15 protein-coding genes are annotated in these 11,758 nt (G+C 44.0%); 10 read left to right on the forward strand and 5 right to left on the reverse strand.

The genetic code is table 11. The annotated features are described in order from the left end of the window. The first annotated feature begins 67 nt into the window (after window positions 1-67). Window positions 68-895: an alpha/beta hydrolase gene (locus KOE27_RS27735; protein WP_215242104.1), complete on the forward strand. Its 828-nt coding sequence runs from the start codon at window positions 68-70 to the stop codon at window positions 893-895. 68 nt (window positions 896-963) lie between these two features. Next, window positions 964-1,323, forward strand: coding sequence for a cupin domain-containing protein (locus KOE27_RS27740; RefSeq protein ID WP_215242105.1), 360 nt, complete (start codon window positions 964-966; stop codon window positions 1,321-1,323). Window positions 1,324-1,391: 68 nt separating this feature from the next. Here the strand turns inward: KOE27_RS27740 and KOE27_RS27745 are convergent, their stop codons facing one another. Both KOE27_RS27745 and KOE27_RS27750 read right to left on the reverse strand, forming a co-directional pair. After that, window positions 1,392-2,174, reverse strand: coding sequence for an SDR family NAD(P)-dependent oxidoreductase (locus tag KOE27_RS27745; RefSeq protein WP_215242106.1), 783 nt, complete (start codon window positions 2,172-2,174; stop codon window positions 1,392-1,394). Window positions 2,175-2,238: 64 nt separating this feature from the next. Next, window positions 2,239-3,456 carry an MFS transporter gene (locus KOE27_RS27750; RefSeq protein WP_215242107.1) on the reverse strand — a complete coding sequence of 406 codons (1,218 nt, stop codon included), beginning with the start codon at window positions 3,454-3,456 and terminating at the stop codon, window positions 2,239-2,241. A 343-nt stretch (window positions 3,457-3,799) separates the two neighbouring features. On the opposite strand from KOE27_RS27750, the gene KOE27_RS27755 reads away from it, so the two are divergent. Continuing rightward, window positions 3,800-4,258 carry a DUF1569 domain-containing protein gene (locus KOE27_RS27755; protein WP_215242108.1) on the forward strand — a complete coding sequence of 153 codons (459 nt, stop codon included), beginning with the start codon at window positions 3,800-3,802 and terminating at the stop codon, window positions 4,256-4,258. 58 nt (window positions 4,259-4,316) lie between these two features. Here KOE27_RS27755 and KOE27_RS27760 read toward each other — a convergent pair whose 3' ends face one another. Continuing rightward, window positions 4,317-5,177 carry a sulfurtransferase gene (locus KOE27_RS27760; RefSeq protein ID WP_229253020.1) on the reverse strand — a complete coding sequence of 287 codons (861 nt, stop codon included), beginning with the start codon at window positions 5,175-5,177 and terminating at the stop codon, window positions 4,317-4,319. A 196-nt stretch (window positions 5,178-5,373) separates the two neighbouring features. Between KOE27_RS27760 and KOE27_RS27765 the strand changes: the two genes are divergently transcribed. The 3 genes from KOE27_RS27765 (at window position 5,374) to KOE27_RS27775 (ending at window position 7,863) form a co-directional block, all read left to right on the forward strand. Then, entirely contained in the window at window positions 5,374-5,727 is a 354-nt protein-coding gene (locus KOE27_RS27765; protein ID WP_215242109.1) for a hypothetical protein, read from the forward strand. A 215-nt stretch (window positions 5,728-5,942) separates the two neighbouring features. Further along, window positions 5,943-6,479 carry a YceI family protein gene (locus KOE27_RS27770; RefSeq protein ID WP_215242110.1) on the forward strand — a complete coding sequence of 179 codons (537 nt, stop codon included), beginning with the start codon at window positions 5,943-5,945 and terminating at the stop codon, window positions 6,477-6,479. 754 nt (window positions 6,480-7,233) lie between these two features. Beyond that, entirely contained in the window at window positions 7,234-7,863 is a 630-nt protein-coding gene (locus KOE27_RS27775; protein ID WP_215242111.1) for a response regulator transcription factor, read from the forward strand. 163 nt (window positions 7,864-8,026) lie between these two features. On the opposite strand, the gene KOE27_RS27780 is transcribed toward KOE27_RS27775, so the two are convergent. After that, window positions 8,027-8,218, reverse strand: a complete 192-nt coding sequence (locus tag KOE27_RS27780) for a hypothetical protein (RefSeq protein WP_215242112.1) — start codon at window positions 8,216-8,218, stop codon at window positions 8,027-8,029. Between the two features lie 183 nt (window positions 8,219-8,401). Here KOE27_RS27780 and KOE27_RS27785 point away from each other — a divergent pair, with 183 nt between their 5' ends. Both KOE27_RS27785 and KOE27_RS27790 read left to right on the forward strand, forming a co-directional pair. Continuing rightward, a complete protein-coding gene (locus tag KOE27_RS27785) occupies window positions 8,402-8,581 on the forward strand; it encodes a hypothetical protein (RefSeq protein WP_215242485.1) in 180 nt (59 codons plus the stop codon). A 5-nt stretch (window positions 8,582-8,586) separates the two neighbouring features. Further along, window positions 8,587-9,417 (forward strand): SPFH domain-containing protein, encoded by an 831-nt coding sequence (locus KOE27_RS27790; RefSeq protein WP_215242113.1) that lies wholly within the window; start codon window positions 8,587-8,589, stop codon window positions 9,415-9,417. A 44-nt stretch (window positions 9,418-9,461) separates the two neighbouring features. Here the strand turns inward: KOE27_RS27790 and KOE27_RS27795 are convergent, their stop codons facing one another. Further along, window positions 9,462-10,097, reverse strand: a complete 636-nt coding sequence (locus KOE27_RS27795; RefSeq protein ID WP_215242114.1) for a YiiX/YebB-like N1pC/P60 family cysteine hydrolase — start codon at window positions 10,095-10,097, stop codon at window positions 9,462-9,464. Window positions 10,098-10,451: 354 nt separating this feature from the next. Between KOE27_RS27795 and KOE27_RS27800 the strand changes: the two genes are divergently transcribed. Both KOE27_RS27800 and KOE27_RS27805 read left to right on the forward strand, forming a co-directional pair. After that, entirely contained in the window at window positions 10,452-10,829 is a 378-nt protein-coding gene (locus KOE27_RS27800) for a DoxX family membrane protein (RefSeq protein ID WP_215242115.1), read from the forward strand. Between the two features lie 480 nt (window positions 10,830-11,309). Then, the gene (locus KOE27_RS27805) at window positions 11,310-11,747 is read left to right on the forward strand and encodes a VOC family protein (RefSeq protein WP_215242116.1); all 438 of its coding nucleotides are present in this window, start codon (window positions 11,310-11,312) and stop codon (window positions 11,745-11,747) included. Window positions 11,748-11,758: the final 11 nt, after the last annotated feature.

Here is an 11,758-nt window from a genome sequence, read left to right on the forward strand (position 1 = left end):
TCTACTTCGTTTTGAGTAAAAACTTTGTTATTGCTATCTTGCCTCCTTATTCCAACCTAAATCCCTTATGTTTAAGAAACAGTTTTACTTCGGCATCAGCTTTTTGCTTTTAGTATCCTTCATTTCGCAGGCCGCCATTATTGATACCGTCACCACCTACAGTGCGGTGATGAAAAAAAACATCAAGGCCGTCGTGATTACACCTGACAATTATTCCTCCGCGAAAGAATTACCCGTTGTTTATCTTCTGCACGGATACAGTGACAATTACGCGGGCTGGCTAAAAAAAGCCCCCGGTTTTGAAAAGGCAGTTGATATTCATAATATGATCATTGTCTGCCCCGACGGCGGTTTCAGCAGTTGGTACTGGGATAGCCCCGTGGACCCCTCCTATCAGTACGAAACCTATGTTTCCAAAGAGCTTGTGGCATTTGTAGATCAGAAATACAAGACCATCAAAAATCGTAAGGGGCGTGGCATTACTGGCCTGAGCATGGGCGGACACGGTGCGCTATACCTGGCCATGAAGCATCAGGATGTTTTTGGTGCAGGAGGAAGCATGAGTGGCGGTCTTGATATCCGTTCGTATCCCAACAACTGGGACATGGCTAAAAGGATAGGAAAATATTCGGAACAGCCGCAGGTTTGGGAACAAAACACAGTAGCTGGTCTGCTGCATCTGCTGACGCCCAATTCGCTTGCGTTAATCATTGACTGTGGCGTAGATGATTTCTTTTTCAAAGTAAATGAAAACCTGCATGCACAGCTGCTGTATCGGGGTATCCCCCATGACTATATTACCCGTCCGGGTGCACACAGCTGGCCATACTGGGCCAATGCGGTGCAATACCAACTTCTTTATATGAGCAGCTTCTTCCAAAAAGAATCAAAGTAGATCGCATGTAACTCCTTGCTTTCTAATAAAACCGAACCGTTTTTACAACCAAAAAATTGCCAGATCACATGTCAGCTTATACCAACCCAACTGCGGAACAGTTGCATGAAGAATTGCAGCAGAACCTGCACAACGATCATGTCGGACATACCTTACTGTTTGAAAACGACAAGGTTAAAGTATGGCACATCACCCTGCAACCCGGAGAAAGGATTCACTATCACCGTCATAATTACGATTATTTCTGGACCGTGCTGCAGGATGGCGTCGGTTTGTCCAACCAGCTGGATGGCAGCCAGGTTCATCTTACATTTTCAAAAAACCAGACCGCATTCTGGAATATCAAAGCAAACGGGACTGCCGTGCACGATTTGCAAAATATTGGAACAGGAATCCTGGAGTTTATTACAACAGAGCTTAAATATTAGCCCGGTTAAGTTCCCGGTGCATCTGCCTGATGATGAAGTACCCTCGTGGCTTTTGTCGTCAGGCAGGTTTACCGCGCCGTCCATCCTCCGTCTACAGTCAGAATAGAGCCCACCATATAACTGGCTGCTTCGCTTGACAAGAAAATAGCCGCACCCTGAATTTCGCGGAGTTCCGCCCATCGTCCCAACGCGGTTGCACCCAGAATAATATCCTTTGTTTCCGGGCTGTTCGCAACAGGAATATTCATCTCCGTCAGAAACGGGCCGGGGCAGATTGCATTGACATTGATCCCAAACGGTGCAAGTTCAAGCGCAAGCGCACGGGTCATTTGCACAACGGCTCCTTTGCTGGCCGTATACGGCGTGCGGTTGGCAAGTCCCACCAGCCCAAGGGTACTTGCCAGATTGATGATTTTACCCGACTTATTTTTCTTCATAAACGGTACCACCGCTCTGCAGGAAAGCCAGGTACCGGTTACATTTACATCCATGACCTGCTTAAAATCCAGCTGAGAAAGTTCATCAATCGCCCCCCGGACATTAATTCCGGCAGAATTGATGAGAATATCGATCTGGCCGAAAACACGGATAGCCTCCAGAGCCATCGCTTCCGTTTGATCCTGTTGCGTGATATCCGCCGCATAAGCATGCACTTCCGCCCCATGCTGCTCTTGGAGCAACTGAGCAGCAGCACTTGCTTCCACGGCATTACGGCTGACGAGCATAACCCTGGCACCCGCAGAAGCAAGCCCCGCCGCCATAGCATATCCCAGCCCTTTTGAACCACCGGTTACGACGGCCGATTTCCCCGTAAGATCAAACTGTTTAATTCCAGGAAGTATATTGCTCACTTTAAAAAATGGTTATTTTCAGAAAACCCTTATTTCCAAAGGGGATTAACTCGCGACTGAATGATCAGATCCGTTTGGATTGCACAACAGTTTCTTTGCGGAAGATAAATCGGAAACCCAGGGCACACACCGCACACAATCCGACAAGACTGCACCAGAGTACATCATAGCCCGCTTTCTCCGCAATAAAACCGCCCAGAGCCGGACCGATGATCTGCGCCACCGCTCCAGACATAGCATACGCCGCGGAATACTTGCCCCGGTTATGTTCCGACGCCCTGCTCATTACGATGGTAGCCATGTAGGGTATCGTCAGCATTTCTCCTACCGTAAACAGTATTACCGTAGCGGCGGCAATTATGACAGGCATGAAACCTGTATTCATTAACATTACATAAGAAGCGCCCGTAAAGATAATACCCAGCCCTATATACCAGGAACCATTTTTGCGCCCCTCCAGATTTTGAATTAAAACCATTTCAAAAAGCCCGATGATGATTCCATTTACCCCGATCAGCAGACCGATCACCGATTCATTGATATGCAGATGCTCCTTCCAATACACCGGTACAAGCCGGAACAACACCAGAAAGCTGAGCATATAAGCGGTCACCAATATGATAAACCGGACAAAAAACGGATCCTGCCAGGGCGACGGTCCCGACAAATCCTCCGGTTTTTTCTGAATGATTTTCCCTGACGAAGGTAATAAAATCCAGATCAGCAGACCGGCAAGAATATAAACCACACCGTCTACCCAGAATAACAGGTGGTAGTTGATTGCTGCCAGAATGCCTCCTACCGAAGTACCAAAGCCAAACCCCAGATTGGTAGCGAGCCTGTTGAGGGAATAGGATCTGGTAAGATTTTCATTTGTTGCATAAGACGCGATCGCCGTATGATTGGCCGGCTTAAAAGCCTCTACGAAAAAACTCAGCACAACCGTCAGTAAGCAAATCTCCCCGAAGTCATCTATTTCACCAAATAGAACAAACAACAGCCCGCTGATTACCAGACTGATTATCTGTACCGGTCTGAAACCAACGATATCCGTAAAATAACCTCCGGCCATAGCGCCCAGTACTGACCCAACACCAAACAAGGTGATGATCAGGCCTGCGTCGGAAATACTCCGGTGCATATTTTGGGTAATGTACATACTCATAAACGGAACAGCCATATAACCGCATCTGTTAATAAGTACCACAAAACTCAGCAACCAGATTTCCCGACTTAAACCACTAAAAGAAACACGGTAATTGTATAATATCTTTTGAATCATACCTTCATTATTTTATCATATCATGACCTCAAAAAAATTCAGCGACAGTACCTTGGCGCTCTGTCCTTTCAGGTACCGCAGCCGGCTAACCTGAAATAAAAAAATCCGCCGGGCTTGGATACCAGGCGGATTGCATTATATCTGAATATCAACATAATAACTATCCCACCGGGTATACCCTTAGGTACCAGGAGACGAGATTGCTGTATGTTGATTTACTGTTCATGAGGCAAATTTACGGAAATAAAATCCAGCGACGCCAGAACCTAAATATAATTTAATTTATAGACAGTTTTAAATCCTTTTAGGGAGCAAAATTCTATATATTTAAAACAAAAAATGCATGGCACTTCCCAATATCTTTAGCAAAGCCGTTACAGATGCTGTAATTGAACGGATCAACAAACTAACAAAAGACACGATACCGGAATGGGGCAAAATGACCGCCGCTCAAATGCTGGCTCACTGCTGCGTCTCTTATGAATATGTTTTTGACAACAACCACAAACGCCCCGGTGCTTTGATGCGATGGATTATGAAATCATTTCTTAAGAATGCCGTCGTAGGCGAAAAACCATATCAAAGAAATTCACCGACGGCTTCTGACTTTCGGATCACTGATGACCGTGATTTCGCATTAGAAAAAGAAAGGCTGATCAGCTACCTCAGAAGAACACAGGAGCTGGGGGCCGACTATTTTGACGGGAGAGAGTCACATTCTTTTGGCAAACTGAACATTACAGAATGGAATAATATGTTTTATAAACATCTCGATCACCATCTGACCCAATTCCGGGTTTAGCGTTCCGGTTTTCCTTTCATCCTCCGGAGCCAGACCAGCACCGGAGGATGGCTGATCTCTATGCTTCACCTACGGCAACTGGGAGGCCATTTCTGGACCATTCCGACCAGGAACCCACATAAAGACCTGCTCCTGACATACCTGCCTCTTCCAATGCCAGCAGGGTATGACAGGCCGTTACACCCGAACCGCAGTGCACGATGATATTTTGCGGGTCGGTTTCGCCTAATATTCCTGCATACTTATCCCTCAATTCTTTAGCAGGGAGAAATCTACCCTCACCATCAAGATTATCCAGATAAGGTATATTTACAGCACCTGGAATATGCCCCGCTACCAGATCAATCGGTTCGCTTATCCCCTGGTATCTGTAATTTTCCCGTACGTCAATCACAATCCATCCTTGATTTCCCGCAGCATTTGCTACCTGTTCCATTTCGGCAATTGGTAATTGCCACTCCGTTACCGGATAGTCCTCCAGTTCTGTCAGCAGTTCAAGGAAGTCCGTCGTAATGGGCAGCCCCACCTGGACAATTGCCTCCAGCCCGCCGCTCACAACAGCTACTTCCCGATGCCCCACAGCCTTCATCATCCACCAGAAACGAGCTGCTGCCATAGCACCGCGTTTGTCGTCATAAACAATAATCCGGGTGGAGGGGCCGATACCAAGCCTACCCAGCAAGGCGCCGAATTTTGAAACTTCCGGCAGCGGATGACGACCACCTTCAGCCGCGTTTACAGATTTCTCCGACAAGTCCGTTTCCAGGTCCACAAAAAGGGCGCCTTCCAGATGACCCGCATTAAAACGATCCAGTGCATCGGCCCCTCCCCGTGCATCGATAACAACCGTATCTCCGGTCGCAAGCACATCTGCTATTTCATTTGCTTCAATAATATTCGTCATATACCAATTGAACATTTCGTAAGGAATTTTAACTTTAATAAGGCGGCCAGCTACATTAGCTATTAAAAAAAATATCAATATCGGAAATTTGCGATTTTTTAGACGAAAATCGTTACCAAATACGTTAAAAAGGGTCTAATAACTACTAAATCCCAATTTCTGGCATAATTTTTAACCATTTTGTCAGAAAAATTTTATAAGATAACGAAAGATGATTCACGAAAAGATCCTGCTCCTTGAAGGGGGCCGGGAAGCGAAAGTTGTACTCGACGGACAACTGGCTCAAAATACAGAACAATTACTGACAGGTATGGAAATACTTGTAAAGGATCCTCAGGACAAAACATTCAGGCTTCCAATAGGTACCAGCCACCCGATGTACTGGAAATCCAAAAGATACGACTCCGTAAAGTCACGATTACTACAGTGGGAATATAGCGGGATAACAAAAAAGCAGATTAACTACGTCATCCGAGAATTTCAGAAAGTCCTTAACAATTCGGTGATCGGGGCCAAATTTAGGGGAAAAGACGTTCGTGTACTTAAATCACTGAAAATCAGATAATCTTTTTAATATTTTTTGTAGATACCGGGCACCAGCAGACATTGTGAAGGAGGATTCATCCTGCCTTTAATGAGTTCGAGTTGTACTCTGCAAATCCGTCACATGGAGCCTGTGATATTTCTCCGTCATTTTTGAGTAACTTTATTGCTGCATAAAATTAATCCAGCGTCGCTACCCTAAACAACTCGTGATTCGGTAACCGCACAAGCCTTATTATGATCAAATCCAAAATATTGCTGATTTGCCTGTCGGTTTACTGCCTGGGTGTACATGCACAAAGCCTTAAGATATCGGCCAAAGATTCGGAAGTAAAATTTGTTATCAAGAACCTGGGCGTAAGTACTACGGGTCAGTTCAAGGACATTGAGGGTAGTATTGAATTTGTAACTTCGGATTTGTCCAGGTCGTCATTCAACGTTACCGTCCTTACGAATTCCCTGGATACTGATAATAATCTTCGTGACAAGCACCTGAGCAAAGACGGTTACTTTGATACCGCTAAATATCCCAGGATGCGTTTCATATCCGCCAAAGTGACTGGTAAACAAGGCAATTACGTGATGGAAGGCAATCTGACTATTAAAGATATCACCAAACCCATTACTTTTCCTTTCACCGCTACACGCCAGGACAACGGATATATCTTCAAAGGTTCGTTTGACTTAAACAGGAGGGATTTTGGGGTGGGCGGCAAAAGTTTGACCATGTCAGACAAACTTACTGTGAATTTGAGTGTATCCGCACTTAAATAAGTGGTAAAATCAATTGTTTTGAGACTTCGAATGAGCCCGACGGTTAAAAATAGACAAACCGCTCACGCCGAATGTCCCGTCGGAATTATACTATTCTGACATTGCGCATGAGACAAACATTCACACTTTCTCAACATTCTGGGCAAAGAGTTCCTCAGATTTGAAAATAAAATGGATCAAACAGGCTTTTAAAGTAAGAATTAAAAATTTTTAAGAAATCTTACCCGGATTATTTCAAATTTGCTCAGATCAAATTAATGTTTTAATTCTATTAAATTTTGGTACTATTCAAATAAAGTTACCTAAAAAGTGCGCAAAATTTTTAAGTACAAAGTAATTGGTATGAATTTCACTCTTGGCAATAATTACCTCACACTGCAGCACCCACCCTGTTAAGGAATTTTGGTACAATAGTAAGATAATACAATCTTAGATCCACCATCTGCAATAAGATTCCGTTTAATTCTGTTTATGGTGAAAGGTTTGTTAAACTAATTTACTCCGTGCAGTTGTTTTTTGTGTCCGGGGAAGATTTTTTTCATAACCTTGCAGGTCAATGATCGCTTATAAAGCGTTAAGGCTTTAGAGTAAGTACCAATACAACGAATAACCCAGTCCGGTAATGTTGCATACTGTAATATTAACGGATATCTAAAAAATCTTGAACCTTTAATATTTCGTCCGGCTTAGCAAATTCTTAAAACAGGAATATTCTGTTTTTCAGGAAGCTAAATCCGACGATCGCAACTCTTCTATGGTCACAGTTTTAATATCTGAACCGTTTCCCGTAATCAGATACGGCTTAACATTAATGTTTAACCAAGTTTTTCCTGATGCAGTAATTACAGAAACCAGTACCCCTTCCGAAGCGGTACAACAGCTGGAAACAGGAAAATTTAATCTGTTGGTTATTGAGGCATCCAACCACTCTACCGAGAACCCCTTACTGAATATCAAAAGGATACGGCAAAAGTATCCTGACATGGCAATCCTTGTGTTTTCCCATAAGGATGAAAACAGTTTAGCACTTCCTGTGATACGGGCCGGCGCGGATGGCTACTTATTAAAATATGCTTCCCTTGCCGATTTCACCGAAGCCGTCGGTTCGCTGCTTAAGGGCGAAAAATATTTGAGCCCTCAGCTCAGGCAAAAGCTGATGAACGATATCATCACCGGCAACGACGAGCAATACACAGGAGCAAATGTGAGTCTGACACCCCGGGAACGTGAAGTACTCGACGGGTTGATCAAAGGCAGCAGGATCAGTGAAATTGCCAGCGGCCTGGGTATTCACAATAGTACGGTAAGCGCTTTAAAGCGAAACATTCTGGCTAAAATGAAGGTACAGAATGTGATAGAACTCGCGGAAAAAATGAAAAACTGACAGTACCTGATTTCTAAGGCCACTGTCTAATGACACCGTTGGCGTCTGCAATTCCAGAGGAAAAGCGGGCCGCTCTGTCTTCCTGTACTCAGGAGCGAGGCCTGAGTAGCCGTTCAGCATAAAACCTGATTACACAATTCCCTCATTCTGCACTATATCCACGCTATTCCGTTCGCTCCAAGGCTTCCCAAATGTCCTTTTCTGTTCCGCACAGAAAGTACTTGTTCCCATCCTTAAGGATTACCAGACTAAACCTGAAATCCGCATCCGGAACAATCTCCAATACCTGATCCTTAAAAATCCGGATTTCTGAGGATTGGTCCTCTTTCATTTTGAATACACCTGCCTGAGCCATTCCGTTTCCCGTTTGATAACTGAGTATGCTCAAATTATAATAAATCTCGTTCCATGGCCTATATTGGCAATCATTGCACTGGTGTAGCCCAGCATACATTCGACAACAGCTGGGACCATCTGTAAAAATTTGTATTTTACATAACCTCCTCCGCAGTTCCTTTGTAAAAACAAAATCCAGAGAATGATGCTACCTATCCTGAAAATTATCGCAATACTTTTTGCAATTACCTACGCACTGCGGCTGGTCAATGCACAATCCGACCTGATGGTTATAGCCGGACTTGCTATCATTGGCGCTGCGATTTACCTGTTCTTTGTTGAATTAAATAAAATGATCACCCATCTTAAATCCAAACTCTGATCAGCATGAGAAGAAATATTATTACCGGAATCATTGGTTTTGTAGTACTGCTTTTTGTACTACTTTTTCAACCATTCACTTTTGAAAACATAGACGCAGGAAATGTCGGGATCAAAATAAACCTGTACGGGTCAGACAAAGGTGTCGACAATATCACCCTCGTAACCGGGCGCGTATGGTACAATAGCTGGACTACAAAGATCATCGAGTTTCCAACTTATACCCAAAGTGTTGACTACGACTCTTTTGTAATTACTACACAGGATGCCGCCGAGTTCAAAGTTGACCCTAAACTGAACTATCACATTAACCCTGACAAGGTTCCTCAGATTTACCGTCAATACCGCAGGCCTCTGGGAGAAATCGAGCAAGGATTTATGAAAAATACCATATATGATGCGTACCGGATTGCCGCCAACTCCTTCACATCCGACAGCGTGATGTCCAACCGGGAAGTGTTTGAGGACCGTGTGCAGAACGTACTCACCAAAACCCTGGGAAAGGATGGCTTTGTATACGATCAGCTGACTTCGGCTATTACGCCTCCACCCTCATTGAGGCAGATGATCGACGAAAAAAATACGTCCATTCAGGCCCGCCTGAAAGCCGAAAACATGGCTAAACAAGCTGAGGCCGAAGCCAAGGTACTCATCGCGAAAGCGGAAGGGCAAGCCAAAGCCACCCTCATTAAAGCGCGTGCAGAAGCGGAGGCAAATCAGCTCCGTCAGAAAACACTCACCCCATTACTGATACAACAGGAATGGGTGGCCAAATGGAATGGAGTACTTCCTACTACCAGCGCAGGCGGAGCCAGTCTGATGCTTGGTATTAAATAAAACTTTGCGGGACCAGCCCTGGTCTTTGGCAAATGTATTACAGATTATTCATTCAAAAAATCCAGCAGGCCAGCGGTAGAAATCCCACCCGGATTGATCCCTGGCTTGCCTTCGGGTATCGGTATTCCCAATTTCGCGTAATACTCCACCCACACCGGGAAGTATTCATTTTTCCCCGGCTGCTTAAAGGTCATGGGTTCCAGCCTAAAGAAATCCTTTCCATGGTTGGCTTCCTTGAAAGCGTCGTATATCAGCTCAGAGCAATAGTATTTACCATTTGCATACAGAAAAGTATCGTCATAGGGTGTTTTTAGTTTTGCAACAGAAAAATTTACAGCCTCGTTTACCAATGACCTGTAATTCTCTTTCACCCTTCCCACGAGCACTTTATTGGAAGTTCGGCTCATAAACTTACTCAATTGGGTAAGCTGCACTTCATTGCCAATCGCCTCGATGATATAAATACTATCCTGACGAACATATACCATGCCAATGTGTGAGAAATGATTACCCTGATAGCTTTTTGTGACCTGCTCAATAGCATCGCATAAAGGCCCACAGTCCAGATCCTGAAATAGCAGATCTCCCGTTTGAAGTTTCATTCCGGAAGATAACTGCGCCATCGTATCAGACGGGTTCCAGCCTATCAAGATGGCAATAATCCAAAACGTTTTTCGCATTTTTCTTCACTTTTTCAAATCCTGAATGTAGTAAAAAGACCGGATATCTGCCCCCCCCATCATTTAAATAGACGGCGTGACTTACAAATAAATCGGGCTCGGAAAGATACCCGCCCCTTACCGAATGTCGCAATTCCCCCCTCACTTTGTCTGAAACAGCATCCTTAAAAGTGGTTAAATAACAGTTAGTTTGTAGGATCGCAACCCTGTACCAAATTGATGAAAGCCAATGATTTCAAAGAAAATTAACGGCATGTGTCCGGATTTTGAAAATCCGGATGTCATTTTAAAAGTAAACATAACACAAGTCAGATAACGTAAAGAACCAGTATCTAAAGTCAAAATCAAAGATTTATGAAAATTGCCGTAATGATTGTCCGAATACTCATGGGCTTAATTTTTTCAGCTTCCGCAATAGCCGTGCTTTTTAAGCTCGTTCCGCAGCCGGAGCTCCATGGTCCCGTCAAAACATTTAATGAAGGCATTGCCGCAGCAGGCTATTTTATTCCCATGCTGAAAAGTATAGAGCTGATTTGCGGACTGCTTTTAATCTCAGGACGCTTTATTTCTCTGGTTACGCTGGTATTGCTGCCTATTACGATCAATATTTTTGCCTTTCACGCCTTTCTTGCTCCTGAGGGGCTGCCTGTCGCCATATTCCTGCTTCTTGGAAATATTTTCCTGGCTTACGTTTACCGTAGAAATTACGATGCCCTGCTGATCGCAAAATAAGAGGAACCTCTTTGTATTTACTCCTGGTCAGACAAAAAACGAGACAATGGTAGAGGTTTTTAAAACTAATGTGATGAATCAGCGTCAGGCGGAGTTGATACTCCATCAGATACACCTATTCTTCAGCTATCATTCGGTTAACTTCGATCTGGAGGATTGCGATAAAATATTAAGGATACAGACTCTAAGAGGCACGATAAATGCATCAGCAGTAATCGGCATACTAAACAACTCAGGATTCCGTGCAGAGCTTTTGCCCGACCAAATCCACATCAATTCGGGCAACATGCCAGGCAAATACTTACTGTGCAACCCGGCGTAAAAAATTAATAATCAGTATTAAAATAATTTAATAAAATTTATTGAAATTTCAGTAAAGAATCTGTTTCCAATCTTACAGGAAAGCTCGAAAAGAGTTAGTAATATACTTCATAATCAATAAATTAAATCACACTATTTTCAACCAAACCACCAACAAGCATGACAACTATTAATCCTTACCTTAATTTCAGCGGCAACACCGAAGAGGCATTCAATTTTTACAAATCCGTTTTTGGCGGAGAGTTTACGATGGTCCAACGTTTTGGCGAGGGCGCGCCAGGCCAGGAAACTCCTATTGAGGACCGTGACAAAATCATGCATATTTCCTTGCCCATCGGGAGCGGCAATATGATCATGGGAACGGACGCAACGGAATCCATGGGCTTTAAACTAACAGTCGGGAATAATGTGTACATCTGTGTTTCACCAGATAGCCGCGAGGAAGCCGACAGGCTGTTTAGCGGCCTGTCCGAAGGCGGTTTTATTGAAATGGAGCTTCAGGATATGTTCTGGGGAGCATATTACGGCAGTTTTAAGGACAAATTCGGCATCCAGTGGATGATCAACTATGTGGACAGCAGCCGTTTCGCGGAGTAATGCAACGTTCA

It is taken from the genome of Dyadobacter sp. CECT 9275 (assembly GCF_907164905.1).
Taxonomy (GTDB): domain Bacteria; phylum Bacteroidota; class Bacteroidia; order Cytophagales; family Spirosomataceae; genus Dyadobacter; species Dyadobacter helix.